A 26,065-nucleotide genomic window follows, 5' to 3' on the forward strand; every position below is an offset into this window, starting at 1 on the left:
GGCGCAAGGCGGCTGCCTTGCCGCCGGCGGCTTACACCTTCTTTTCGCCGCCCAGCGCGTCGACCAGCTCGGCCATCATCTTGGCCAGCTCGCCCGTCATCAGCATCATGTCGGAATCGAACTTCTCGTCGTCGTTGGCGGCCACGCCTTCGTTGCCTTCCTTCAGCACGTCCAGGGGAGCGACGCGCTTGATGTCCAGGCCCTCGGTCAGCACGAACGAGATGCGGTCGGCCCAGGTCATGGCCAGGCGGGTGCATTGCTTGCCGGACTGGATGTGGCGGCGCACGTCGTCGGCGTCGATGGAGTGCTTGACGTAGCGGATGGCCGCGCCGCTTTCGCCCGAGGAGCGCAGTTCGGTGTCCTGGTCGATGGAGAAGTTGACTGGGGCCTCGTCTTCGGCCAGCCAGCCGGTCATCGCCGACGCGGGCGACTGCGCCACGTACAGGTTCTCGAGCGGGAAGGGGTCGATGCACTTGGCCAGCAGGCCGATGACTTCGTCGGCCTTGGCCGAGGCGGCGGCATCGACGACGAGCCAATGGTTCTGCGTGTCGATCCACACGCGGGTGTCGCGGTACACGCTGAAGGCGCGCGGCAGGAGCTCGTCCGTGACGCGTTCCTTGATTTCCTTCATCTGCTTGCGGCCGGGCTTGTAGCCCTGCTGCTCTTCGATTTCCTGGGCGCGCGCCTTGGCGACCTGGTTCACGACGGTGCCGGGCAGGAGCTTCTTCTCGGCCCGCAGGCTGAGCAGGATCTGGCCATTGATCACATGGGCCAGGCCGCCGTTTTCGCGCGGCGGAACCCAGCCCAGGCTTTGCATTTCCAGGTTGTTGCCGGACTGGTAGGCATGCCGCGCCAGCGTTTCTTCAAGCTGGTCGCCGATCAGCGTCCACGGCGAGGAGAGGCGGTAAATCTTGAGATTCTTGAACCACATGAGCGTCGGCCAAAAGGGGTGATTCTATACGACGCGGAGATATTGCCGAAGTGCTGCAATACGGGAGCGCGATGCGACACCTTCTGTCACTGACATCCGGCCGCCTATGCGCTAATGTCCGCCGCAGCAATGTCGAACTGGAGATAACAAATGAAGATCATAGGCATCGTCCTGATCGTCCTGGGCATCGCCGCCCTGGCCTACAAGGGCTTCAACTACAAATCCGAGGAGACCGTGCTGCAGATCGGCTCGGTGAAGGCCACCGCCGAGACCGAGAAGTCGGTGCCGATCCCGGCCTGGGCGGGCATCGCGGCCATCGTGGCGGGCGTGGTGGCGATCGGCGTGGGCATGCGCCGCTGATTCCCGCGGGCGCTGGCGGCCGCTATGCCGGCCAGTGGATGGCGGACGCTTCGCGGCCGCCATTTTTGCGTTCGTCCGCGCAAAAAAAAGCGGCCCGGCTCAATGAAGGCCGGGCCGGTACGGGAGCACACAATACCGCGTCATAAAAGGCTCGCGGGGAACGCGGTATCGGTGTCAGAACACTGGCCCTGCAATCGTCCGACAGGGGGATCAATCGTCGGTCGATCTGGCGCAAGGCCGTAATCTGAGCGCCCAGTCTAATGTCGATGGTCTGACATGGTCCTGAATCTCGGCGCAAAAAAAAAAGCTCCATAAGGAGCTTTTAAAGGCCGGGCGGGCGCAGCAGTCCCGTCCGGCGGGGGATGGACGTTTAGGCGTTGATGTCGTTGTCCTTGCTTTCGCGCACGAACAGCGTGCCGATGACCAGGGTCATCACCGCGATGATGATCGGGTACCACAGGCCGTCGTAGATATTGCCGGTTGCGGCGACCACGGCGAAGGCGACCGGGGGCAGGAAGCCGCCGAACCAGCCGTTGCCGATGTGGTAGGGCAGGCTCATCGACGTGTAGCGGATGCGCGTCGGGAACATTTCCACCAGCATGGCGGCGATCGGGCCGTACACCATGGTCACGTAGATCACCAGGACGGTCAGCAGCACGACGACCATGACGTTGTTGGTCTGCGCCGGATCGGCCTTGGCGGGGTAGCCGTGGCTGCGGATCGCGCTGGTGAGCGCCTTGTCCAGTTCCGCGGCCTTGGCCTTGAAGTCGGCCGCCGGCATGGTCTTGCCGTCGAACGAGGCGAACTCGTCATTGCCGATCTTGACCTTGGCGACCGAACCCGCCGGAGCGGCTTCGTTCTTGTAGTTCACCGAGTTGCGGGCCATGAACGACTTGACCACGTCGCAAGAGCTGGTGAACGACGAGGTGCCCACGGGGTTGAACTGGAACGAGCACGTGGCCGGATCCGCGATCACCGTGACCGGCGCCGTGGCCTGCGCCTTTTCCAGCGCGGGGTTGGCGAAGTGCGTGAGGCCCTGGAAGAGCGGGAAGTAGGTGACGGCGGCGATCAGGCAGCCCGCCATGATGATGGGCTTGCGGCCGATCTTGTCCGACAGCGCGCCGAAGATCACGAAGAACGGCGTGCCGATCAGCAGCGCGAGCGCGATCATGATGTTGGCGGTGTTCGCGTCGACCTTCAGCGTCTGCGTCAGGAAGAACAGGGCGTAGAACTGGCCGGTGTACCAGACCACGGCCTGGCCGGCGGTCAGGCCCAGCAGGGCCAGGATCACGACCTTCAGGTTTTTCCACTGGCCGAAGGATTCGGCGATCGGCGCCTTGGAGCCCTTGCCTTCTTCCTTCATGCGCTTGAAGGTCGGCGATTCGCTCAGTTGCAGGCGGATCCACACCGAGATGCCCAGCAGGACGACCGAGATCAGGAACGGGATGCGCCAGCCCCAGGCCTTGAAGTCGTCTTCGCCCATGAACGTGCGGATGCCGAGGATGACCAGCAGCGACAGGAACAGGCCCAGCGTCGCGGTGGTCTGGATCCAGGACGTGTAGAAACCGCGGCGGCCGTGGGGCGCGTGCTCGGCGACGTAGGTCGCGGCGCCTCCGTATTCGCCGCCCAGCGCCAGGCCTTGCAGCAGGCGCAGGACGATCAGGATGGCCGGCGCCGCCAGGCCGATGCTGGCGTAGCTGGGCAGCACCCCGACGAGGAAGGTCGACAGGCCCATGATCACGATCGTGACCAGGAAGGTGTACTTGCGTCCCACGAGGTCGCCCAGGCGGCCGAACACCAGCGCGCCGAAGGGCCGCACGGCGAAGCCCGCCGCGAAGGCCAGCAGCGCGAAGATGAAGCCGGCGGTCGGGTTCACGCCCGAGAAAAAGTGCTGCGCGATGATGGCCGCGAGCGAGCCGTAGAGATAAAAGTCGTACCACTCGAAAACCGTGCCCAGCGACGACGCAAAGATGACGCGGCGTTCATCCTTGGTCATCGGGCGCGGACCCGCGGAGGGGCCGCGGCCTGCCATGGTTGTTGTGCTCATGATGTCTCCTCGTTTTTGTTGCCGGCGGTGGTCCGCCGTGCACCGCCCTCCGCCGGCGACACCGACATCGAGAGCTATACGCAACATTGGGGGGCGAGGCTGACGAGGTTCTGACGGGATACTTACTTGAATCTTAAAATTGAAACAAAACGTTTCTTTCCCGGGGGGCGCTAGGGATAGCCCTAGCTCTCCGATGGCTCCGGCGGTTCCGCGTAGAGGGGAAAAACCACACGGACCCGCATGCCCGGCAGGGACGAATGCGCGGTGGGATGGTCGTGGATTTCGACGCTGGCCTGGTGCTTCTGCGCGATCTCCCGCACGATGGCCAGGCCCAGGCCGCTGCCGTCGGACATCGTGCCCAGCACGCGGTAGAAGCGGTCGAACACGCGTTCGCGCTCCTCGGGGGGGATGCCGGGGCCGGAATCTTCCACCTCGAGCACGGCGTGTCCGTGCAGGATCCGCACGCGCACGGTGATGTGGCCGCCGCGCGGCGTGTAGCGCAGCGCGTTGTCCACCAGGTTGTTCAGGAGTTCGGCCAGCAGCAAGGGGTTGCCGCTGATTTCCACGGGCGCGTCCGCGCCTTCGAAGCCCAGGTCGGTATTGAGCGACAGGGCCTGCGGCACCCAGTGCATGGCCTGCTCGTAGGCGATGGCGTTGATGTCCGTGCGGGTCAGTCCGATGGCGCTGGGGTTCTCGGCGCGGGCCAGCAGGAGCAACTGGTTCACCAGGCGCGTGGCGCGTTCCGAGCCGGTCACAAGCTGGCGCAGGCTGGACTGCATTTCCTCGGGGCTGGCGTCCCGCAGCGCCAGTTCGGCCTGGGTGCGCAGGCCGGCCAGCGGCGTCTTCAACTGGTGCGCGGCGTCCGCGACGAAGCGGCGCTGCGCCTGCACGTTGGAGGACAGCCGGTCCAGCAGGTCGTTCATGGCGGCCACCAGCGGCGCGATCTCGGACGGCGCGGCGCGCTCGTCGATGGGGGAAAGATCGTCGGGCCGGCGCGCGCGCAGGCGCTGCTGCAGCGCGTTCAGGGGCGCGACGCCGCGCGACAGCCCGAACCACACCAGCAGCACGGCGATGGGCAGCACCACGAACTGCGGAATGATCACGCCCTTGATGATGTCGTTGGCCAACTGGGTGCGCTTCTCGACCGTCTCGGCGGCGATCAGCAGCGCGGGTTGCGTGTTCGGCAGGTGCAGGTCGACCCAGGTGAACGCCAGCCGGATCCCGAAGCCGCGCAGGGTGGCGTCCTCGTATTGCACTTCGCCGGGCCGGGGCTGGCCCACGGTGGAGGGCAGGGGCAGCGCCCGGTCGCCGCCCAGGTACTCGCCGCGGCTGCCCAGCGCCAGCCAGAACACGCTGTCGGTTTCGTCGGCGTGCAGCACTTCGCGGGCGGCGTCGGACATCTTCAGCATGGCGCGCCCGTCCTGCGCATGGACCTGCCGGGTCAGCACGTGGAGATTGTTGGCCAGCGCGCGGTCGTAGGGCACGTTGGCGATGTTCTGCGCGACCACGTAGGTGATGGCGACGCTCATCGGCCACAGCAGGAACAGGGGCGCCAGCATCCAGTCGAGGATCTCGCCCAGCAGGGAGCGCTGGGGCGGCGCGAAGCTCGGGCCCCTGGACCCGGCCTGCATGACATCCAGTGCTTCCTGATTGAGCGCCTCTGGATGCGCGGGGTCAGCTTGCGAGGTACGCCGCACCCTGGTCACGCTCAAGACAGTAGCCCAGGCCGCGCACGGTCACGATCTTCACGCCGCTGGGCTCGAGCTTCTTGCGCAGGCGGTGCACATAGACCTCGATGGCGTTGGTGCTGACTTCCTCGCCCCACTCGCAGAGGTGGTCGACGAGCTGGGTCTTGCTGACCATGCGGCCGCTGCGGGTCAGGAGGATCTCGAGCAGGCTGACCTCGCGGGCCGACAGGTCCAGCGTCTGGTCGTCCACCATGGCCACCCGGCCCGTCTGGTCGAACAGCAGGCGGCCGTGCTTGAGCAGGGTGGCGCCGCCGCCGGCGCCGCGCCGGGTCAGCGCGCGCACGCGGGCTTCGAGTTCCGACAGGGCGAAGGGCTTGGCCATATAGTCGTCCGCGCCCAGGTCCAGGCCCTTGACGCGCTGTTCGATGCTGTCGGCGGCCGTCAGGATGAGCACGGGCAGGGCGGAGTTGCGGGCGCGCAGGCGCCGCAGGACTTCCAGGCCGGCCAGTTGCGGCAGGCCGAGGTCGAGGATGAGCAGGTCGAAGGCCTGGGCCGCCAGCGCCGAATCGGCCGCCAGCCCGTCGCGCACGGCATCCACGGCGTAGCCATTGTGCCGCAACGAGCGGGACAGGCCGTCGGCCAGGATGCTGTCGTCTTCGGCGATCAGGATACGCATGGGCTACAGTAAGAAGAAACGCCGCGGCGCAAAAAGGGGATGAAGCGCCGGATTCGTCTGGCATTCTGGCATACGGCCTTGCACTTGCCACTCAGGGTATACGTGCAAAATACTGGCACACTGGTTTTTTATACAGTATAATCCGGTGCCATAATCTGATCCGTAGCTCAAAGCATTCGCCAGCCCCGGTCAGCCAAACCCGGCCAGCCAGACCGCAATCCCCTTCGACACCAGATACGTTACAGACAGGACTCTACATGGACGACAAAACCACCAAGGCCGCCGCATCGGAAAAGGCCAAGGCGCTTGCCGCCGCGCTCTCGCAGATCGAAAAGCAGTTCGGCAAGGGCTCGATCATGCGCTATGGCGACAACGAGGTCTCGCATGACATCCAGGTGGTTTCCACGGGGTCGCTCGGGCTGGACATCGCGCTGGGCGTCGGCGGCCTGCCGCGGGGCCGCGTGGTCGAGATCTACGGTCCGGAATCGTCGGGCAAGACCACGCTGACCCTGCAGGTCATCGCTGAAATGCAGAAGATCGGCGGCACCTGCGCCTTCGTCGACGCCGAACACGCGCTGGACGTGCAGTACGCCTCCAAGCTGGGCGTCAACCTGACCGACCTGCTGATCTCGCAGCCGGACACGGGCGAACAGGCGCTGGAAATCACCGACGCGCTGGTGCGCTCGGGCTCGGTCGACCTGATCGTCATCGACTCGGTGGCGGCCCTGGTGCCCAAGGCCGAAATCGAAGGCGAAATGGGCGATTCGCTGCCCGGCCTGCAAGCTCGCCTGATGAGCCAGGCGCTGCGCAAGCTGACCGCCACCATCAAGCGCACCAATTGCATGGTCATCTTCATCAACCAGATCCGCATGAAGATCGGCGTCATGTTCGGCAACCCCGAAACCACCACCGGCGGCAACGCGCTCAAGTTCTACGCGTCCGTGCGCCTGGACATCCGCCGCATCGGCTCGATCAAGAAGGGCGACGAGGTGGTCGGCAACGAAACCCGCGTCAAGGTCGTGAAGAACAAGGTGGCGCCCCCGTTCAAGCAGGCCGAGTTCGACATCATGTACGGCGCCGGCATCTCGCGCGAAGGCGAAATCATCGACCTGGGCGTGGCCGCCAATGTGGTGGACAAGTCCGGCGCGTGGTACAGCTACAACGGCAACCGCATCGGCCAGGGCAAGGACAACGTCCGCGAATACCTGAAAGAGCACAAGAGCATGGCCATCGAGATCGAGAACCGCGTGCGCGAGAACCAGGGCATCGTCAGCCGCGCGGCCGAGTTCGTGCCCACGGCGGAAGACACCGCCGAGTAATCGAGACGGTCTCGGGCCGCCCGCGGGTTTCCGCCGACGGCCCGCACATCGCGCGGGCTTGGCCCGACCGCTTGCGGCAGGCGCCTCGATGGGCCTGCCGTTGTGCATAGCAAGCAGGAAACGCATGAGCTGGAAACCGCCCCCCGCGTCAGCCGACCGCCTTCGCGCCAAGCTGGATGACGAGTTCGAAACCGTCGCCAAGCCCCAGGGCTTGCGCCGCAGTTCGGATGCGCGCCGCGAGCAGGAGGCGGCGGCGCCCGCCGGCCCGCGGGATCAATGGCAGCGCAGCTCCGAAGAGCGCGGCGCGGGGCGCGGCCGCCGCGCCGCCGCCGCCGAAGGCGATGAGGCCGGCGACGACGGCAAGTCCGCCCGCAAAGGCCCGTCGCTGAAGATGCGGGCCGTGGGCTATCTGTCGCGGCGCGAACACGCCCGCGGCGAACTGGCCCGCAAGCTCGCCGCCCATGCGGAAGACCCGTCCGAAGTCGAGGCCGTGCTCGACGCCCTGGAAAAAGAGGGCTGGCTGTCCAATGAACGCTTTGCCCAGGGCCTGGTCCATCGGCGCGCATCGCGCCAGGGCACGGCGCGCATCGTCCAGGAACTGCGCCAGCACGGCGTGGACGACGGCCAGGTCGCCGAATTGCGTGAGCAACTGCGCGCCACCGAATACGACCGCGCGCTGGAGGTCTGGAAGAAACGTTTCGACGCCAGGCCCGACGACCGCGCGGCCTACGCCAAGCAGGCCCGCTTCCTGGCCAGCCGCGGTTTTGCGCACGACGTTATCCGCCGCATCCTGGGCGAAGGCGACGACGACTGAGCGTTTCGGCGCCGGGGGGCGAGTCGCCGGCGGTCTCCCCCGGGTGTCTGACACCCAGGCGAGATGCGCTTCAATTTGCCCGTACGCTTCATGGGTGTCAGACACCTCGTCTGCGGTCTCCCCCCGGGTGTCTGACACCCAGGCGAGATGCACTTCAATTTGCCCGTGCGCTTCATGGGTGTCAGACACCTCGTCTGCGGTCTCCCCCCGGTGTCTGACACCCAGGCGAGATGCGCTTCAATCTGCCCGTACGCTTCACGGGTGTCAGACACCTCGCCTGCGGTCTCCCCCGGGTGTCTGACACCCAGGCAAGATGCGCTTCAATTTGCCCGTGCGCTTCACGGGTGTCAGACACCTCGCCTGCGGTCTCCCCCGGGTGTCTGACACCCAGGCGAGATGCGCTTCAATTTGTCCGTACGCTTCACGGGTGTCAGACACCTTCGCCACCAGACACCTTCACCCCGAGGCGCCATCATCCCTCGATTAGACCTTTCTATTTCGCGGACTTGATGCCCGACAAGGTCTTGAAGCAGACGTCGCGGGTGATGGTCAGGAATTCGTCGATGTACGACGCGTCCGTGTCCTCGCTGCGCACCGTGGCGTACAGCGTGCGCCACACGCCTTGCGGCCCCAGCCGGCACAGGCGCAGCCATCCCTGGTTCATGTATTCCGTCAGCGCCCAGTTGGGCAGCGCCGCCACGCCCCGGTTGCTGGCCACCAGTTGCGCGATGATCGGCGTCAGCTCCGCCTTGCGGACGGCGGCCGGCTCCACGTCGGCGGGGTCCAGGAAGGCCGTGAAGATATCCAGGCGCTGTTTGTCCACCGGGTAGGTGATGAGCGTCTGGTCGGCCAGTTGCTCGGGCGTGACGAATTTGCTGCCGGACAGCGGATTGGAGTCCGATACCGCCAGCACCAGTTCGTACCTGAACAACGGCAGGTATTCCACGGCGTCCAGCGGCTGCGGGTCCGAGGTGATGACCAGGTCGAGGTCGCCGCGCACCAGCGCGGGCAGGGGGGCGAACGAAAACGCCGCCGACAGGTCCAGCGCCACGTCCGGCCACTGTGCGCGGAAGGCGTCCAGGGCCGGCATCAGCCACTGGAAGCAGGAATGGCAATCGATCGCCAGGTGCAGCCGCCCCGTGCGGCCCGCGGCCAGCCGCTGCAGTTCGCGTTCGGTCGCGCGGATGCGGGGCAGCACTTCGTCCGCCAGCGCCAGCACGCGCAGGCCGGCGGTGGTCAGGCGGGCCGGCCGGGTGCGGCGGTTCAGCAGGGGCGTGCCCAACCGGGTTTCCAGGTCGCGCAACTGGTGCGACAGGGCCGATTGGGTCAGGTGCAGGCGTTCGGCGGCCTCTTGCAGGCTGCCGCCTTCGCGGATGGCCGTCAGCGTTTCTAGGTGGCGGATTTCGAGCATGGGATTGCAGGGTTGGGAAATGAGCTTATATTTTATGAGATTCTCTCATGTTATGGATGTAGACATTGATTTTGATTCATGTTGGTTTGGCCTCAGAATAGCCGTCACTTGAACAAATTTTGTCTTACGACGGTATTCACATGACTACGATTCATAATTTGGGGTTCCCCCGCATCGGCGCCCAGCGCGAACTGAAGCGCGCCGTCGAGGCCTACTGGGCGGGCAAGCAGACCGCTGAAGCGCTCGAACAGACCGGCCGCGAACTGCGCGCCCGGCATTGGAAGCTGCAGGCCGACGCCGGCCTGAAGTTCGTGCCCGCCGGCGACTTCGCCTGGTACGACCAGATCCTGGAATGGACCACGCTGCTGGGCGCCGTGCCCGCGCGCTTCGGCCAGAAGGACGGCGAGCCGGTGTCGCTGGACACCCTGTTCCGCATGGGCCGGGGCCGCGCGCCGTCCGGCAAGCCCGCCGCCGCCTGCGAAATGACCAAGTGGTTCGATACCAACTACCACTACATCGTGCCGGAACTGGTCCCCGGCCAGACCTTCCGCATCGCCCGCGAATCGCTGTTCGAACAGATCCAGGAAGCGCAGGCGCTGGGCTACGCGGTCAAGCCCGTGATCCCGGGCCCGCTGACCTGGCTGTACCTGGGCAAGGGCGACGCGTTCGCCGAAGGCGCCGCCGACGCCGGCAAGCTGAAGCTGCTTGCCGCGCTGCTGCCCGTCTACCAGGACGTGCTGGCGCGCTTCGCCAAGCAGGGCGTGCAATGGGTGCAGATCGACGAACCCATCCTGGCGCTGGACCTGCCCCAAGCCTGGCGCGACGCCTTCCGCGAGGTCTACGCCACGCTGTCGGCCAGCCCGGTCAAGCTGCTGGCGGCCACTTACTTCGACGGACTGAAGGACAACCTGCCCACGGCGCTGGGCCTGCCCGTCGCCGGCCTGCACGTGGACCTGGTCCGCGCGCCGGAGCAACTGGCGGAAGTGGTGGCCGGCCTGCGCGGCGACCAGGTGCTGTCGGCCGGCATCATCAACGGCCGCAACATCTGGCGCACCGACCTGGATGCCGCCATCGCCACGCTGGCCCCGATCAAGCAGCAACTGGGCGACCGCCTGTGGCTGGCGCCGTCGTGCTCGCTGTTGCACGTGCCGGTGGACCTGGCCCATGAAACCGAACTGGACGCCGAACTCAAGAGCTGGCTGTCCTTCGCCGCGCAGAAGCTGGATGAACTGAGCCTGCTGGGCCGCGCGCTGGACAGCGCGACGGACGCTTCCGTGCAGGACGGCCTGGCGAAACAGCGCGCCGCGCTGGCCGCCCGGCGTGCCTCCGCCCGCATCCACAATCCGGTGGTCGGCCAGCGGATGGCCGCCGCCGCCGGCGTGTCGCGCGACCGCGCACCGTTCGCCGGCCGCATCGCCCGCCAGCAAGAGCAACTGGGCCTGCCCGCCTATCCGACCACCACGATCGGCTCTTTCCCGCAGACCGCGGAAATCCGCGCCCTGCGCCGGGACTGGAAGGCCGGCGCGCTGACCGATTCGGCCTACGAGACCGCCATCCGCAAGGAAATCGAGGAAGTCATCCGCTTCCAGGAAAAGGTGGGCCTGGACGTCCTGGTGCACGGCGAACCCGAACGCAACGACATGGTGGAATACTTCGGCGAACTGCTGGCCGGTTTCGCCTTCACCAAGAACGGCTGGGTGCAAAGCTACGGCTCGCGCTGCGTCAAGCCGCCGATCATCTTCGGCGACGTGGCCCGCCCCGCGCCGATGACGGTGGGCTGGTCGTCCTACGCGCAGTCGCTGACCGACAAGCCGGTCAAGGGCATGCTGACCGGCCCGGTCACCATCCTGCAGTGGTCCTTCGTGCGCGACGACCAGCCGCGCGAGCAGACCTGCCGCCAACTGGCGCTGGCGCTGCGCGATGAAGTCGTGGACCTGGAAGCCGCCGGCATCAGCGTCATCCAGATCGACGAACCCGCCATCCGCGAAGGCCTGCCGCTGCGCCGGGCCGACTGGCAGGCCTACCTGGACTGGGCCGTGGATTGCTTCCGCCTGTCGACCGCCGGCGTGCGCGACGAAACGCAGATCCACACCCATATGTGCTATTCGGAGTTCAACGACATCATCGAGTCGATCGCCGCCATGGACGCGGACGTGATCACCATCGAAACCTCGCGCTCCAATATGGAGTTGCTGAAGGCGTTCGAGGACTTCCGCTACCCGAACGACATCGGTCCCGGCGTGTACGACATCCACTCGCCCAACGTGCCCGAGGTGGACTGGATGGTCGGCCTGATGGAAAAGGCGGCCGCGCGCCTGCCCAAGGAACGCCTGTGGGTGAATCCTGACTGCGGCCTGAAAACGCGCGCCTGGCCCGAAACCGAAGCCGCGCTGATCGGCATGGTGCAGGCGGCCCGCGCCCTGCGCCAGGCGGCCTAGCCGATACGCCCGGCGCCGCGGCGCCGGGCGGCGGCCATGCAAGACCGGCTTGCGCCATCGTGGCGCAAGCTTTTTTTTGCCTTGAGAGAGCCGCGGGGCGGAAACCGGCCCTCCGGAGGCGGCAAGCCCTGGCGGTCGATGAAGAGCCGCCTGCGCTATACTTTCAAGGTTTTGTTGCCGCGCACCATGCGCAGGCCCTCTTCGCCTCGCAGGCCCCCCAGCATGCCCTTGCCACCGCCGGACTATCCTCGCCAGCCACTGCATACGCGTTCCATACGCGTGCAATCGTATGCGCGTGATGATGGCCTATGGGACCTGGAAGCCGAGTTGATCGACGTCAAGGCGTACGATTTTCCCAAGCGCGACGGCGAGATGTTCAAGGCCGGCCAACCCATCCACCATATGCACCTGCGCATCACCATCGACGAGAATTTCTCGATCGTGGCCGCGCAGGCCGTCTATGACGCCGCCCCCTATGGGGCGCATTGCATGGCCATCGAGCCGGCTTACACTGATCTCATCGGCATGAACCTGCTCAAGGGGTTCCGCCAGCAGGTCAAGGAGCGGTTCGGGCACGTGGAGGGCTGTACGCACATGACCGAGCTGTCGCAGGTGCTTCCCACCGCGGCGGTCCAGACCATGGCCAATCGCCGGCGGCAGGAAAACAACCCGAACCGGCGTCCATTCCAACTGGACGGCTGCCATGCGCTCAGCACCGGCGGCCCGGTGGTGGCTGAGCACTATCCCAAGTGGTACACGGGGGATAGCGCTGAGGCATCGGCCGATTCGTCTACCGATTCACCTTCTCTTACTCATACGTCCTGACAGGTAACACATGAAAATCCACGAGTATCAAGGCAAGGAACTGCTGAAGCAATTTGGCGTCCCCGTGCCGCGCGGGATTCCCGCTCTTTCCGTCGACGAGGCCGTGGCTGCCGCTGAAAAGCTGGGTGGACCGGTCTGGGTCGTTAAGGCGCAGATCCACGCGGGCGGCCGCGGCAAGGGCGGCGGCGTGAAGCTGGCCCGCTCGATCGACGACGTGCGCAAGCTGGCCTCCGAGATCCTGGGCATGCAACTGGTCACGCACCAGACCGGTCCGGAAGGCCAGAAGGTCCGCCGCCTGTACATCGAAGACGGCGCCGACATCCAGAAGGAATACTACGTGTCGCTGGTCACCGACCGCGCCACCCAGAAGGTCGCCTTCATCGCCTCCAGCGAAGGCGGCATGGACATCGAGGAAGTGGCCCACTCCACGCCCGAAAAGATCATCACCGAATACATCGATCCGCTGACCGGCCTGTCGGCCGAGCAGGCCACCAAGATCGCCAACGCGATCGGCCTGCCCGCCGATTCCACCGCCCAGGCCGTGGACGTGTTCCAGAAGCTCTACAAGTGCTACATGGACACCGACGCCTCGCTGGTCGAAATCAACCCGCTGAACCGCGACAGCAAGGGCAACATCATCGCCCTGGACGCCAAGTTCAACTTCGACTCCAACGCCCTGTTCCGCCATCCGGAAATCGTCGCCTACCGCGACCTGGACGAAGAAGATCCGGCTGAAATCGAAGCCAGCAAGTTCGACCTGGCCTACATCCAGCTCGACGGCAACATCGGCTGCCTGGTGAACGGCGCCGGCCTGGCCATGGCCACCATGGACACCATCAAGCTGTTCGGCGGCGAGCCGGCCAACTTCCTGGACGTCGGCGGCGGCGCCACGGCCGAGAAGGTCACGGAAGCCTTCAAGATCATGCTCGGCAACAAGAGCGTGAAGGCCATCCTGGTCAACATCTTCGGCGGCATCATGCGCTGCGACGTCATCGCCGAAGGCGTGATCGCTGCTTGCAAGGCCGTCAATCTGAACGTGCCGCTGGTCGTCCGCATGAAGGGCACCAACGAAGAACTCGGCAAGAAGATGCTGGCCGACTCGGGTCTGCCGATCATCAGCGCCGACACGATGGCCGAAGCCGCCACCCGCGTCGTAGCAGCCGTCAAGTAAAAATTCCAAGGATTCACAAATGTCGATTCTGATCAACAAGGACACCAAAGTCATCACCCAGGGCATCACGGGCAAGACGGGCCAGTTCCACACCCGCATGTGCCGTGAGTACGCCAATGGTAAAGCTGCCTTCGTGGCCGGCGTGAACCCCAAGAAGGCGGGTGAAGACTTCGAAGGCGTGCCGATTTTCGCTTCGGTGAAAGACGCCAAGGCCGACACCGGCGCGACCGTGTCGGTCATCTACGTGCCGCCCGCGGGCGCCGCCGCCGCCATCTGGGAAGCCGTCGAGGCCGAACTGGATCTGGTGATCTGCATCACCGAAGGCATCCCGGTCCGCGACATGCTGGAAGTCAAGAACCGCATGAAGGCCAAGGGCAGCAAGACCCTGCTGCTGGGCCCGAACTGCCCCGGCCTGATCACCCCCGACGAAATCAAGATCGGCATCATGCCCGGCCACATCCACCGCAAGGGCCGCATCGGCATCGTCAGCCGCTCCGGCACCCTGACGTACGAAGCCGTGGCGCAGGTCACCGAGCTGGGCCTGGGTCAATCCAGCGCCGTCGGCATCGGTGGCGACCCCATCAACGGCCTGAAGCACGTCGACGTGCTGAAGATGTTCAATGACGATCCCGACACCGACGCCGTCATCATGATCGGCGAAATCGGCGGCCCGGACGAAGTCAACGCCGCGCAATGGGCGAAGGACAACATGAAGAAGCCGGTCGTCGGCTTCATCGCCGGCGTCACCGCCCCTCCCGGAAAGCGCATGGGCCACGCCGGCGCGCTGATCTCGGGCGGCGCCGACACGGCCGACGCCAAGCTGGAAGTCATGGAAGCCTGCGGCATCCGCACCACGCGCAACCCCTCCGAAATGGGCAAGCTGCTCAAGTCGGTGCTGTAATTCTCGGTTTCGCGCAAGAAAAAGCCCGCTTCGGCGGGCTTTTTTTTCGGCAATCCTAGGGTAATCCCGTGTCCATGTCGCGGCCTGGAAACCATACGGAAAGCTGAACGAAACTATAATGACAGCAAATCCATCGCGTACCCAGCAAGAATGCCGTCGGGCTCGCACCAAGACGGTCAGTACGTTTTCATCTTATTCACCCATTCATTTGGTTCGTCCTAGGGGGATCACACCTAGGAAAGAGAGGCATGGAACTTAGTTCAGCGGCATTCTGGATAGCGTTGCTCCAGATCATTTGGGTCAACATCCTGCTATCGGGCGACAACGCCGTGGTCATTGCGCTGGCAGCGCGTTCGCTGCCCCCGGCCCAACAGAAGAAAGCGATCGTGATCGGCTCCGCCGCCGCGATCATCATGCGTATCGTGCTGACGCTCGTCGCCGCCAAGCTGCTGTTGCTGCCGTGGCTCAAGCTCATCGGCGCGCTGCTCCTGGTCTACATCGGCGTGACGCTGCTGTTGCCGGAAGGCGAGGAAGGCGGCGCGGGCAAGACGCAGGGCAATCTGTTGACGGCAATCCGCACGATCATGATCGCCGACCTGGTCATGAGCCTGGACAACGTGGTGGCTGTCGCCGCCGCCGCGATGGGCGACACGACCTTGCTGGTATTGGGCCTGGCCATCAGTATTCCGCTGGTCATTTTCGGCAGCACGCTGCTGTTGAAGGTCATCGAGCGCTTCCCGGTCATCGTCTGGGTGGGCGCGGCGCTGCTGGGTTTCATCGCCGGCGAACTGCTGGTGGGCGACCCGGCCTTGCAGGAACCGGTGGCGCGCATCGACGCGGCCCTGGGCGTGACGCAGCACAGTTTCGCGCTGATGACGGGCGCGCTGGGCGCGGTGCTGGTCCTGGCCATCGGCAAAGTTTTGCTGATGCGCCAGAAAGCTGACTGAAAGCTGAATTATACTAATACGTTGTATTGAATGACCCCGCCGCGCCCTGCGCGGCGGGCTGGCCGGCTCGGGACCGGCCATTCTTTTCATAATGTTCTCCGGGGGTTCATAGTGCTTGAGTTTTTCCAGACGCTGAGTTGGGCAGCGGTATTCCAGATCATCCTCATCGATATCCTGCTCGGCGGCGACAACGCGGTCGTGATTGCCCTGGCTTGTCGCAACTTGGCGCCCAAGCAGCGCATGCAGGGCATCCTGTGGGGCACCGCGGGCGCCATCATCCTGCGCGTCGTGCTGATCGCCTTCGCCCTGACGCTCCTGTCGATCCCGTTCCTGAAGGTCGTGGGCGGCGCGCTGCTGCTCTGGATCGGCATCAAGCTCCTGATTCCCGAAGACGATGCGCATGGCAACGTGAAGGGCGGCACGTCCATCGTCGCCGCCATCAAGACCATCATCATCGCCGACTTCGTGATGAGCCTGGACAACGTGATCGCCATTGCCGGCGCGGCCCAGAACGCCCACGCCGACCACCAGATCGGCCTGGTCGCCTTCGGCCTGATCGTCAGCGTGCCGATCATCATCTGGGGCAGCACCCTGGTCCTCAAGCTGATCGACCGCTATCCGCTGGTCGTCACCTTCGGCGCGGCGCTGCTCGGCTGGATCGCCGGCGGCATGCTGGTCACCGACGTTATTGTCGAACGTCAATTCGGCGTTCAGCCGACTGCGGTTAAAATCGGCGCAGAAATCATTGGCGCCTTGCTCGTTGTTGTCGTTGGACGGTGGCTGGCAAGCCGCAAAACCACCTCCAAGGAATCAGCACATGAGTCTGCGTAGATCCGCCGATCCCCAGCAATCCGAATCGGGCCTGAGCCTGCTCCAGGGCCTGTTCGTGCTGGCCATCCTCGGTGTCGTCGCGACGGTCATCGTCTCCAACTTCGTTTGATGACGCCTCGTGTCCCTACCGCAACGCCTGGTCATCGCGACCCGCGCCAGCCGGCTTGCCCTGTGGCAAGCCGAGCATGTGCGCGACCGGCTGCGCACGCTGTACCCGGCGTGCGCGGTTGAACTCCTTACCCTGACGACCCGGGGCGACCAGATCCTCGACCGCACGCTGTCCAAGGTGGGCGGCAAGGGATTGTTCGTCAAGGAACTCGAAAACGCGCTGCTCGACGGGCGCGCCGATCTCGCCGTCCACTCCCTGAAGGACGTGCCGGTGGATCTGCAGGCCCCGTTCGAACTCTGCGCCGTCCTTGACCGCGCGGATCCGCGCGATGCCTTCGTCTCCAACCGCTACGATACGCTGGCCGACCTGCCCGCCGGGGCGGTGGTCGGCACGTCCAGCCTGCGCCGCGAATCCCAGATCCGCGCGCGCTACCCGGAATTGGCGGTCAAGCCCCTGCGCGGCAACCTCGACACGCGCCTGGGCAAGCTGGACAAGGGCGAATACGACGCCATCGTGCTCGCCGCCGCCGGCCTGGAGCGCCTGGGCCTGGGCTCGCGCATCCGCAGCCTGCTCGATCCGGCCGACAGCCTGCCCGCCGCCGGGCAGGGCGCCCTGGGCATCGAGATCCGCGAAGACCGCGGCGACGTGCGCGCCTGGCTGGCGCCGCTGGCCAGCGCGGACACCACGTCCTGTGTCGTGGCCGAGCGCGCCGTGTCCCGCAAGCTGGGCGGCTCCTGCCAGGTGCCCCTGGCGGCGTATGCCGAGATCGCGGCGGGCACCTTGTCGCTGCGCGCGCTGGTGGCGTCGCCCGATGGCGCGCGCATGGTCCATGCCGCGCGCAGCGGTCCGGTGGCCGATGCGCTGGCCATCGGCGAAGCCGCGGCCCAGGAACTGCTGGACGCGGGCGCGCAGGCCATCCTCCGCGAACTGCTGCAAGACGACGCCCGGCCGGACTGATGGCCATGGCGTCCGCAGCCGCCGAATCGCCGCGAGTCGCCGTCCTGACGCGGCCGGAAGGGCGCAACGAGGCGCTTGCCGCCCGCCTGCGCGCCGCCGGCTGGCTTCCCTGCATCCTGCCCGCCCTGGAAATCCAGGCGCTGCCGGCCGCGGTGCAGGCGCTGCCCCGTCCGGCCGACTACGACATGGTCGTATTCGTCAGCGGCAACGCGGCCCGGCAATACCTGGACCAGTGCGTCCAGGCGGACGGCCCTTTCGCCTGGCCCGCGGGCGTCATCGCCGCCACCGTGGGTCCGGCCAGCGCCCAGGCGCTGCGCGAATCCCCCTGTTTTGGCGCGAATACAACAGTTCTGCATCCTCCCGAAAGCGCGCCCAGCCATGATTCCGAGGCCCTGTGGGACGTGCTGCGGGGGCTGCCCCGCCTGCCGGCCCGCGTGCTGCTGGTGCGCGGCACGCAGGGCAGGGACTGGCTGGGCGACAAGCTCGAGGCGCACGGCGCGGCCGTGACGCGCCATGCGGCCTATCTGCGCCGTCCTGCCGACTGGGACGCCGGCCAGGTGGCCCTGCTGCGGCAGTGGGCCGGCGCCGGGCTGCGCGCCACCTGGCTGATCACCAGCGGGGAGGGCGCGGACGCGGTGCGGGCCCGCCTGGACGAGGCCGGCCTGGCGGCCTGGTGGGAGCAGTGCGGCTTCGTGCTGACGCATCCCTCCCTGGCGCGGCGCGTGCCGGCGGTCCGTCATGACGCCGGCGCCTCCGCAATGGTAAAAATCTGCTTGCCCAACGACGAGTCGATATTCCAGGCCTTTGTTGCTGCTTGATTCGTTGCTTCGGACCGACACCGAATACAATCGCGTCATGACAGACAAGACTCCCGCTACCGATCCGGTCGTTCCGACGGCCGTTCCGGGCGCAAGCGCGCCCGCATCGGCCCCGGCCGACCCCGTCAAGGCCCGTCCGGCCAAACGCGGCAGTGGCCCCCTGGTCACCGCCCTGATCATCGTCGTCCTGCTGGCTGTCGGCCTGGGCTACGCCCTGTGGAAGCAGCGCACGCAGTTCGTGTCCGCCGGCCGCGAGGTCGCCTCGCGGCTCGACACGCTGGCCTCCGACGTGGCGCAGGCCCGCAAGGACACGCGCGAAGCCCTGGCCCTGGCGCAGGCGCAGGCCGGCCGGGTGGCCGAGCTCGAAGACACCGTGCGCGAAACGCAAAGCCAGTACAACGCGCTGCAACTGGCCTGGCAGAACTTCAACGACAGCGCCAGCGACGAACTGCTGGCCAACGACGTCGAACGCCTGCTGACCATCGCCAGCCAGCAACTGCGCCTGGCGGGAAACGTCTCCAACGCCATCGTGGCCCTCGAAACCGCGCAATCGCGCCTGGCGCGCGCCGACCGGCCGCGCTTCTCCAGCCTGCAGCAATCCATCAACGGCGACCTGGACCGCCTGCGCGCGGTGTCCACGGTGGACATCCCCGCCCAATCGGCCCGCATCGAGCGCCTCGTGGCGCTGGTCGGCAAGGCGCCGCTGCTGGTGCCCGATGCCGCCGCCCCGGGCGTCACGCCCGCCGGCGAGACCCGGCCCGCCGCCCCCGCGCCCGCGATCGACCCGCAGGCCGGCCTGCCCGCCGACGCGCCCTGGTGGCAGCGCTGGCGCGCCGAGATGGCCTCGTGGCCCGGCCGCGCCGGTTCCGCCCTGGCGCACGAACTGGGCGGCCTGATCACGATCCAGCGCGTGGACGAGCCCGCGGCCCTGCTGCTGTCGCCCGAACAGGCCGATCTGGTGCGCGGCGCGCTGCGCCAGCGCCTGCTGACCGCCCAACTGGCCATGCTGATGCGCCAGTCCGCGGTCTGGAAGAGCGAACTCGACAACGTCGGCACGACCTTGGCCAAGTACTACGACAACCGGTCTCCCGACACCGTCGCCGCCCAGGGGCTGGCGCACGAACTGGCGCAGACCGACATTGCCGTGCGCCTGCCGGACGTGGCCGACAGCCTGGCTGCCGTGGCCGCGCTGCGGGCGGCGGGTTTCAAGACTAGCGAGCAGGACTGAGGCCTATGCGTACCTGGTTCTGGACTCTGCTGCTGGCCGTTGTCGCCGTCGCCCTGGCGGTGGTGCTGCGCACGCATTCCGGCAACGTGCTGTTGCTGGTCTGGCCGTGGCGCATCGGGATGTCGCTGACGCTGGCCGTCCTGCTGATCGTGGCGGCCTTCATCGTGCTGTACGTGGGCTTGCGCCTGCTGGCATGGCTGCTGGCCATCCCCGACCGCGTGCGGGCCTGGCGCGGCAAGCGCGCGCAGGCGCGCGACCATGAATTGCTGGAGCGCGGCTGGATCGGCCTGCTGGAAGGCCGCTACACCACCGCCGAAAAGGATCTGACCAAGCTGCTCGAGCAGACCAAGGTCCAGACCCGCCGCGTGCTGGCGGCGCTGTCCGCCGCCCGCGCCGCGCACGGCCTGGGCGAGTTCGACCGCCGCGACCGCCTGCTGGCGATGGCGCAGGAACAGGCGGGCGCCGATCCCGGCCTGGTCGAGGCCACCGCCACCGTCTCCGCCGACATGCTCCTGGACCAGGGCCGCGCCGAGCGCGCGCTGACGGTGCTGGAACCCCTGGCCGACGGCGGCGCGCGCCATCTGCACACGATGCGCCTGCTGTTGCGCGCGCACACCGCGCTGCACCACGACGAACAGGTCTTCACGCTGGCCCGCGGCCTCGTGCGCCGCAATGCCCTGGCCCGCGCCGAAGCCGACCATCTGGTCGACGCCTCGGGCGCGGCGCGCCTGCGCGCCGCCGGCGGCGAGGCCTGGCGCGCCATCTGGAAGGACCTGAAGGCCGAAGAGCGGCTCCTGCCCGAGATCGCGCTGGCCGGCGCCGCGGCCTTCGAGGCCGCCGGCGAAGCCAACGAGGCGGCGCGCGTGCTCGAAGCCGCGATCGCCGTGAAGTTCAACCCGGCCCTGGTGGCGGCCTATGCGCGCTGCGAGGCCGATCAGGTGTCGCGCCGGCTGGCCCGCGCCGAGACCTGGCTGCAGCAGCGTCCCACCGACCCCGACCTCCTCACCGCGCTGGGCATGCTGTGCCTGAACGGGCAGTTGTGGGGCCAGGCCGAACGCTATCTGCTGCGCGCCCTCAGCCGCCGCAGCGACGCGCAGACGCATGCCTTGCTGGGCAGCCTGTACGACCGCCTGGACCGTCCCGCCGACGCCGTGCGCCACTGGCGCCTTGCGACGGCGGCCAGCATGGCGCTGCCGGTCCTGGCGTCGGACGCCGCGCTGCCGGCCGCGGACACCGGTTCGGATCCCTACCGCGTGGATGCCGAAGGCGGCTATGCGGTGGGCCTGTCCGACACCGACAGCGATACCGACGTCGGCGGCGATTATCCGGCGCTGCCACCGGCCGTGGCGGCGTCCGCCTCCGACTACGTGCTGGACCCGGACGCGCGCGTCAGCAAAGAGCAGCGCGAACGCGCGCTCGCGCCCGAGGATGCGCCGCTGGCCGGCGGCAGCACCGCCGATATCGACGAGTACTTCGACAGCGCCCCGATCCCGGCGGCGGCTTTCGACGAGCCCGTGCCCACGTACGCGCCGGCTCCGCCCGCCGGGCCCAAGCCCGCGCCCGCCGCCGCGCCCGTGCCGGCGACCAAGCCGCCGTTCAAGGACGACGGCTCGATTTGAATATTCCTTCAGACAAACAACAAGGTTGAATCATGAGTCTCGATCGCGTCTCCCCTGGCAAGAAGCTGCCGGAAGACTTCAACGTCATCATCGAAATCCCCATGAACGCCGACCCGGTGAAGTACGAGGTCGACAAGGACTCGGGCGCGATTTTCGTTGACCGCTTCATGCTGACGGCCATGCACTATCCGTGCAACTACGGCTACATCCCGCAAACCCTGTCCGAAGACGGCGACCCCGCCGACGTGCTGGTGCTGACGCCGTTCCCGATCCAGATCGGCGCGGTCGTGCGCTGCCGCGCCATCGGCGTGCTGGAAATGGACGACGAGTCGGGCGGCGACGCCAAGCTGCTGGCCGTGCCGATCGAAAAGCTGTATCCCCCGTACCGCAACATCAAGTCCTACGAAGACCTGCCGGCGGAAGACATCGCCCGCATCCAGCATTTCTTCGAACACTACAAAGACCTGGAAAAGGGCAAGTGGGTCAAGGTCAAGGGCTGGAAGGGCCTGGACGCCGCGCACGAGGAAATCGTCCGCAGCGCCGAGCGCTACGCCAAGGGCTGATCAGGTTATTTCTTGCCGCCGGGCCGCCCCAAGGCAAAAAGCGCCCCCTCGGGGGGCAGCAAGCCGAAGGCGCAGCGTGGGGGCTATTTCTTTTGTCGAGCCGGCGCTGTGCCGGCCGGCGCTTTCAGGCGGCGCGGCCGCGACGGCATGATGCCGATCGCCGCCGCGCCGTTGCTTTGCGGGGCCTGCAAATTCAGCGAAACCTCCGCGGCCGCGACCTGGATGCGCGCCCGCAGGATTTCCAGCCGCTCGGCCGAGGTGCGCGCCTCGGCGGCGATGAACACCAGGCTGCCGACCACCTTCTGCTCGGGGCTGAAGATCGCCGAGCCTATCCCGATCAGGCCGGGATCGATCTCGCCGTGCGATACGTATACGCCCGCGTTGCGCAGGCGCTTCAGGTTGGCGCGGAATTCGTCCCAGTCTTCGCCCAGTCCGGCTTCGCGGATTTCCGCGCTGTGCCAGAGCATCAGGTTGCGTAGCTGGTAGGGGGGCAGGTTGGCCAGGATGGGCTTGGCCGTGGCCCCGTGGAACATGGTGTAGGGACGGCCGCGGGCATAGCTGGACTCGATGGAATCGTCCGTCCAGTAGCGGTCCACGCACATGACCTTGTCGCCGTAGTAGCTGCACAGCATCAGGTTGGCGTGCAGCTCGTCGCCGGTGGCGCGCATGACGCCGCGCGCCGCGCGCATCAGGGGATCGTGCTGGCGCAGGTGGCGGTCCAGTTCGATGATGCGCGATCCCAGCACGTAGGCGCCGCCCGCGGTGGGCGCCAGCAGGCCGCTTTCGGTCAGCGACTTCAGGTAGCGGTACGCCGTGGCGCGCGAACACTCCAGATGCGCCATGACGTCTTCCTGGAACGCGGCGGTGGTGTCGTCGCGAAAGAGGTCGAGAATGGACAACATGCGGTCTGGAGTGCTCATTGCGGGATGGCGCGCCTAGTGAATGTGGAAGCCGCCATTGACGTCGACCACGATGCCGGTTGAATAGGAGGACAGGTCCGAGGCCAGGAAAAGAATGGCCTGGGCGACTTCGGCGGGCGAGCCGAAACGTTGCAGCGGAATGCCCTGTTTGAGTTCTTGTTCCCAATTTTCGCCGAATTTGCCCAGCGTCATATCGGTTTCGATGATGCCCGGCGCCACGCAGTTGGCCCGGATGCCGCGTGGGCCCAGTTCGCGGGCCAGCGCCTTGGTGAAACTGATGACGCCGCCCTTGGAGGCCGCATAGTGCGACCCGCCCAGCAGGCCGCCGCCGCGCAGCGCGGCGGTGGAGCCCAGGTTGACGATGGCGGGGCGCCGCGGGCTGTCCAGCAGGGCCGGCAGCGCCGCGTGGGTAATGTTGTAGGTGCCCGTCAGGTTCACCTCGACCATGCGGCGGAACTCGTCTTCGGGCAGGTCCCAGATGCGGGTGGCCGCGACGATGCCTGCATTGTTGACCAGCACGTCGATCCCGCCGAGCGCGGCCTTCGCCCGCTCGATCGCCGCCTTGCAGGATGCCGCGCTCGACACGTCGCAATGCAGCTCGACCCGGCCCGCCGCGAGCGCCGCGGCGGCGCCTTCGGGATAGGCCCGGTCCAGCACGGCGACGGCCGCGCCCTGGGCGATGAACAATTCCGCGACGGCGGCGCCGATGCCCCGGGGGTTGGCGCCCCCCGTGACAATGGCGCGCTTGCCGGCCAGCAGTCCAGGCGCGCCGTCCATCACGGCTTCACCAGCGGGCAGCCGCCGTCCTTCAGCGGACGGAACGCCTGTTCGGCGGGAATCTTGCGGACCAGGTTGTAGTAGTCCCAGTCGCGCTTGGATTCCGACGGCTTCTTGACCTGGAACAGATAGAGGTCGCGCATGACGCGGCCGTCTTCGCGGATCCGGCCGTTCTCGGTCATGAAGTCGTTGATGGGGGTGTCATGCATTTTCTTCAGGACCGCCTCGGAGCCGTCGGTGCCGGCCGCCTTGATGGCGTTCAGGTAGTGCATGGTCGCGCTGTAGTTGCTGGCCTGCACCATCGAGGGCATGCGGCCGGTGCGCTTGAAATAGCGCTCGGACCATTGCCGGGCCTTGTCGTCCTGGTCCCAGTAGAAAGGTTCCACCAGGTTCAGGCCCTGCGCGTACTCCAGGCCCACGCTGCGCACGTCCACGATGCTCATGAAGAGCGCCGCCACGCGCTGCTTGCTGCCCATGATGCCGAACTCGAACGCCTGCTTGATGCTGTTGATGGTGTCGCCGCTGCCGTTGGCCAGGCCGATGACCTGGGCCTTGGAAGCCTGCGCCTGCAGCAGGAAGGAAGAAAAGTCGGCGCTGGCGATGGGGTGGCGCACGCTGCCCACCACCTGTCCGCCCTTGGACTTGACCACCGCCATCGCGTCGCGCTCCAGCGAATGGCCGAACGCATAGTCGGAGGTGATGAAGTACCAGCTCTTGCCGCCGTCCTCCATGACGCCATTGGCCACGCCGGTGGCATAGGCATAGGTGTCGTAGGTCCAGTGCATGCCGTTGGGCGAGCAGGCCTTGCCGGTCAGGTCGGCCGAGCCGGCGCTGGTGAAGATCACCACGCGCTTCATCTGGCGGGTCAGGTCCTGCACGGCCAGCGCGATGGCGGAATTGGGCACGTCGAGGATCAGGTCGACCTTGTCGTTCTCGTACCAGCGGCGGGCGGTCGACACGCCGATGTCCACCTTGTTCTGGTGGTCGGCCGAAACGATTTCGATGGGCTTGCCCAGCACGGTGCCGCCGAAATCCTCGACGGCCATTTTCACGGCTTCGACGCCGAACTTGCCGGACAGGTCGGCCATCATGCCGGACTGGTCGCCCAGCACGCCGATCTTCACGACGTCATCCGACACTTGCGCCTGGGCGGACACGGACAGGGCGCCCAGCACGCAGGCGGCAAGGCTGTTCTTCAAACGGGTCTTCATGGGGGATGTCTCCTCGGGGGGCTTCGGTTCCTGCGCGCCGGCCTGTGCCGGACGGTCGCGCGAAAAAGTGCCTCCACGCCGCGCCTTCGGCTTGCCGCCCCCGAAGGGGCGCTTTTTGCCTTAGGGCGGCCTGGCGGCAAAAAAGGGCTTATTCCAGCGTCTGGCCGGCGTAGGCGTCGATGAACAGGTTGGGTTTCAGGAAGAAGCTGAGCACCAGGGCGCCGTTGGGCGAGCGCGCCACGTGCTGGTTGCCGCGCGGGCGCCAGACGTAGTCGCCGGCGCATACCTCGCCTTCGGCGTCGACGATGGAGCCTTCCAGCACGTAGGTCTGTTCGACCTCCACGTGCTCGTGCAGCGGCAGTTCCGTGCCGGGCTGCCAGCGGAACAGGGCGGTGAGCAGGCCGGACTCCTTGTCCTGCATCAGGATCTTCATATCGATGCCTTCGACCTGCGTGGGTTTCCACGGCAGGTCGGCGACTTTCAGGAAGCGCGAGGCCAAGGGCGGCAGCGCGTTGGCTGCGGGGCAGCCGGGGGTTTCGAGGGCCATGATTGTCTCCTAACCAAAACTCTTTATAAGAGATCAAGAAAAAATCTTGTTATTGAGTATTAGCAAATAGTCGCGTATATTGAGATTTATGTCAATTGCGTTTTCACGAAGGGGAAACGCGAAGCGACACAGGCCGGGCCCAGAGATCCGGTCGCATACGAGATCTAGGAGACAAGCTTGAAACACGACTATCTGGACCGGACGTTCGGTCTGGCGGGGCGCGTCGCGCTGGTGACCGGCGCGGCACGGGGATTGGGCTACGCCATTGCGCAGGCCCTGGGCCGGGCGGGCGCGCAGGTGGTGATCAACGACCTTTCCGCGGACGCCTGCGAGGCGGCCTGCGAACGCCTGGCGCAAGAGAGCATCAAGGCCCACGGCGCGCCTTTCGACGTGGCCGACGGCCGCGCGGTGGCCGAGGCCGTGGCCAGGCTGGAGGACGCGGGGCTGGCGATCGACGTGCTGGTCAGCAACGCCGGCAACCAGAACCGCAAGCCGGTGGTGGAGATGAGCCCCGCCGAATGGCAGGCGCTGCAGAACGTCCACGTCAACGGCGCTTTCCATTGCGCGCGGGCCGTGCTGCCCGGCATGGGCAAGCGCGGCTTCGGCCGCATCGTCCTGATGTCGTCCGTGGCGGGGCAGGCGACCATGCCGAACATCGCCGCCTACGCGACCGCCAAGGGCGCGATCGCGGCCTTCGCCCGGGCGCTGGCGGTGGAGCACGGCGCCAGCGGCATCACCTGCAATGCGCTGGCCCCGGGTTTCGTGCGCACCGATTTCACGCAAGGGCTGCAAGAGAACCCCCAGTTCCAGTCCTTCCTGTCCACGGCGGTGCCCGCCGGCCGCTGGGCCGCGCCGGAAGACATCGCGCCGGCCGTGGTCTATCTGGCGTCGCCGGGCGCGTCGTTCGTCAACGGACACGTCCTGGCGATCGACGGCGGCCTGCTGGCCCGCATGTAG

Annotated in this window: 25 protein-coding genes; 16 read left to right on the plus strand and 9 right to left on the minus strand. The window is 66.8% G+C overall.

Features of this window, described 5'->3' with window-relative positions:
• Nucleotides 1–31: 31 nt before the first annotated feature.
• On the minus strand, nt 32–931 hold the full coding sequence (locus tag AVE30378_RS20490; protein ID WP_129242752.1) for a recombination-associated protein RdgC: 900 nt from the start codon (nt 929–931) through the stop codon (nt 32–34).
• A gap of 150 nt (nt 932–1,081) precedes the next feature.
• Between AVE30378_RS20490 and AVE30378_RS20495 the strand changes: the two genes are divergently transcribed.
• Complete coding sequence (locus AVE30378_RS20495; protein WP_129242754.1) at nt 1,082–1,291, plus strand: hypothetical protein; 210 nt, start codon at nt 1,082–1,084, stop codon at nt 1,289–1,291.
• Between the two features lie 370 nt (nt 1,292–1,661).
• Here the strand turns inward: AVE30378_RS20495 and AVE30378_RS20500 are convergent, their stop codons facing one another.
• The 3 genes from AVE30378_RS20500 to AVE30378_RS20510 all read right to left on the minus strand — a co-directional run bounded on the left by AVE30378_RS20500 (nt 1,662) and on the right by AVE30378_RS20510 (nt 5,702).
• The gene (locus tag AVE30378_RS20500) at nt 1,662–3,323 is read right to left on the minus strand and encodes an MFS transporter (protein WP_165360255.1); all 1,662 of its coding nucleotides are present in this window, start codon (nt 3,321–3,323) and stop codon (nt 1,662–1,664) included.
• Between the two features lie 197 nt (nt 3,324–3,520).
• Nucleotides 3,521–4,897, minus strand: coding sequence for a sensor histidine kinase (locus tag AVE30378_RS20505; protein WP_129242811.1), 1,377 nt, complete (start codon nt 4,895–4,897; stop codon nt 3,521–3,523).
• Between the two features lie 115 nt (nt 4,898–5,012).
• Nucleotides 5,013–5,702, minus strand: a complete 690-nt coding sequence (locus AVE30378_RS20510; protein ID WP_062684519.1) for a response regulator transcription factor — start codon at nt 5,700–5,702, stop codon at nt 5,013–5,015.
• A gap of 257 nt (nt 5,703–5,959) precedes the next feature.
• Between AVE30378_RS20510 and recA the strand changes: the two genes are divergently transcribed.
• Together recA and recX are read left to right on the plus strand one after the other, a co-directional pair.
• Entirely contained in the window at nt 5,960–7,021 is a 1,062-nt protein-coding gene (recA, locus tag AVE30378_RS20515; protein WP_129242758.1) for a recombinase RecA, read from the plus strand.
• Between the two features lie 124 nt (nt 7,022–7,145).
• Nucleotides 7,146–7,835 (plus strand): recombination regulator RecX, encoded by a 690-nt coding sequence (recX, locus tag AVE30378_RS20520; protein ID WP_129242760.1) that lies wholly within the window; start codon nt 7,146–7,148, stop codon nt 7,833–7,835.
• A 493-nt stretch (nt 7,836–8,328) separates the two neighbouring features.
• On the opposite strand, the gene AVE30378_RS20525 is transcribed toward recX, so the two are convergent.
• Complete coding sequence (locus AVE30378_RS20525) at nt 8,329–9,246, minus strand: LysR family transcriptional regulator (protein ID WP_129242762.1); 918 nt, start codon at nt 9,244–9,246, stop codon at nt 8,329–8,331.
• 140 nt (nt 9,247–9,386) lie between these two features.
• Here AVE30378_RS20525 and metE point away from each other — a divergent pair, with 140 nt between their 5' ends.
• From metE to ppa, 12 genes are all read left to right on the plus strand, one after another.
• Nucleotides 9,387–11,684, plus strand: a complete 2,298-nt coding sequence (gene metE, locus AVE30378_RS20530; protein WP_129242764.1) for a 5-methyltetrahydropteroyltriglutamate--homocysteine S-methyltransferase — start codon at nt 9,387–9,389, stop codon at nt 11,682–11,684.
• A gap of 222 nt (nt 11,685–11,906) precedes the next feature.
• Entirely contained in the window at nt 11,907–12,509 is a 603-nt protein-coding gene (locus AVE30378_RS20535) for a DUF2889 domain-containing protein (protein ID WP_129242766.1), read from the plus strand.
• 10 nt (nt 12,510–12,519) lie between these two features.
• Complete coding sequence (gene sucC / locus AVE30378_RS20540; RefSeq protein WP_129242768.1) at nt 12,520–13,680, plus strand: ADP-forming succinate--CoA ligase subunit beta; 1,161 nt, start codon at nt 12,520–12,522, stop codon at nt 13,678–13,680.
• 19 nt (nt 13,681–13,699) lie between these two features.
• The gene (gene sucD, locus AVE30378_RS20545) at nt 13,700–14,581 is read left to right on the plus strand and encodes a succinate--CoA ligase subunit alpha (protein WP_006388410.1); all 882 of its coding nucleotides are present in this window, start codon (nt 13,700–13,702) and stop codon (nt 14,579–14,581) included.
• A 248-nt stretch (nt 14,582–14,829) separates the two neighbouring features.
• Nucleotides 14,830–15,528, plus strand: coding sequence for a TerC family protein (locus tag AVE30378_RS20550; protein WP_129242770.1), 699 nt, complete (start codon nt 14,830–14,832; stop codon nt 15,526–15,528).
• Between the two features lie 111 nt (nt 15,529–15,639).
• The gene (locus AVE30378_RS20555; protein ID WP_129242772.1) at nt 15,640–16,359 is read left to right on the plus strand and encodes a TerC family protein; all 720 of its coding nucleotides are present in this window, start codon (nt 15,640–15,642) and stop codon (nt 16,357–16,359) included.
• Complete coding sequence (locus AVE30378_RS33030) at nt 16,346–16,468, plus strand: hypothetical protein (RefSeq protein WP_020924500.1); 123 nt, start codon at nt 16,346–16,348, stop codon at nt 16,466–16,468. The genes AVE30378_RS20555 and AVE30378_RS33030 overlap by 14 nt, the downstream gene beginning before the upstream one ends.
• Before the next feature lie 9 nt (nt 16,469–16,477).
• On the plus strand, nt 16,478–17,425 hold the full coding sequence (gene hemC, locus AVE30378_RS20560) for a hydroxymethylbilane synthase (RefSeq protein ID WP_129242774.1): 948 nt from the start codon (nt 16,478–16,480) through the stop codon (nt 17,423–17,425).
• A complete protein-coding gene (locus tag AVE30378_RS20565) occupies nt 17,425–18,243 on the plus strand; it encodes a uroporphyrinogen-III synthase (RefSeq protein WP_129242776.1) in 819 nt (272 codons plus the stop codon). The genes hemC and AVE30378_RS20565 overlap by 1 nt, the downstream gene beginning before the upstream one ends.
• Nucleotides 18,244–18,280: 37 nt before the next feature.
• Nucleotides 18,281–19,471, plus strand: a complete 1,191-nt coding sequence (locus AVE30378_RS20570) for a uroporphyrinogen-III C-methyltransferase (RefSeq protein WP_129242778.1) — start codon at nt 18,281–18,283, stop codon at nt 19,469–19,471.
• A gap of 5 nt (nt 19,472–19,476) precedes the next feature.
• Entirely contained in the window at nt 19,477–21,090 is a 1,614-nt protein-coding gene (locus AVE30378_RS20575) for a heme biosynthesis HemY N-terminal domain-containing protein (protein ID WP_129242780.1), read from the plus strand.
• Between the two features lie 32 nt (nt 21,091–21,122).
• The gene (gene ppa, locus AVE30378_RS20580; RefSeq protein WP_129242782.1) at nt 21,123–21,653 is read left to right on the plus strand and encodes an inorganic diphosphatase; all 531 of its coding nucleotides are present in this window, start codon (nt 21,123–21,125) and stop codon (nt 21,651–21,653) included.
• 83 nt (nt 21,654–21,736) lie between these two features.
• Here ppa and AVE30378_RS20585 read toward each other — a convergent pair whose 3' ends face one another.
• The 4 genes from AVE30378_RS20585 to AVE30378_RS20600 form a co-directional block, all read right to left on the minus strand.
• On the minus strand, nt 21,737–22,573 hold the full coding sequence (locus AVE30378_RS20585; RefSeq protein ID WP_129242784.1) for an IclR family transcriptional regulator: 837 nt from the start codon (nt 22,571–22,573) through the stop codon (nt 21,737–21,739).
• A gap of 15 nt (nt 22,574–22,588) precedes the next feature.
• Nucleotides 22,589–23,350 carry an SDR family NAD(P)-dependent oxidoreductase gene (locus AVE30378_RS20590; protein ID WP_129242786.1) on the minus strand — a complete coding sequence of 254 codons (762 nt, stop codon included), beginning with the start codon at nt 23,348–23,350 and terminating at the stop codon, nt 22,589–22,591.
• Nucleotides 23,350–24,561 carry an ABC transporter substrate-binding protein gene (locus AVE30378_RS20595; RefSeq protein WP_129242788.1) on the minus strand — a complete coding sequence of 404 codons (1,212 nt, stop codon included), beginning with the start codon at nt 24,559–24,561 and terminating at the stop codon, nt 23,350–23,352. The genes AVE30378_RS20590 and AVE30378_RS20595 overlap by 1 nt, the downstream gene beginning before the upstream one ends.
• A 148-nt stretch (nt 24,562–24,709) precedes the next feature.
• On the minus strand, nt 24,710–25,108 hold the full coding sequence (locus AVE30378_RS20600; RefSeq protein WP_129242790.1) for a cupin domain-containing protein: 399 nt from the start codon (nt 25,106–25,108) through the stop codon (nt 24,710–24,712).
• Nucleotides 25,109–25,285: 177 nt separating this feature from the next.
• Here AVE30378_RS20600 and AVE30378_RS20605 point away from each other — a divergent pair, with 177 nt between their 5' ends.
• Complete coding sequence (locus AVE30378_RS20605; RefSeq protein ID WP_129242792.1) at nt 25,286–26,065, plus strand: SDR family NAD(P)-dependent oxidoreductase; 780 nt, start codon at nt 25,286–25,288, stop codon at nt 26,063–26,065.

The sequence above is a fragment of the Achromobacter veterisilvae genome (assembly GCF_900496975.1).
In the GTDB taxonomy this organism is placed as follows: Bacteria; Pseudomonadota; Gammaproteobacteria; order Burkholderiales; family Burkholderiaceae_B; genus Achromobacter; species Achromobacter veterisilvae.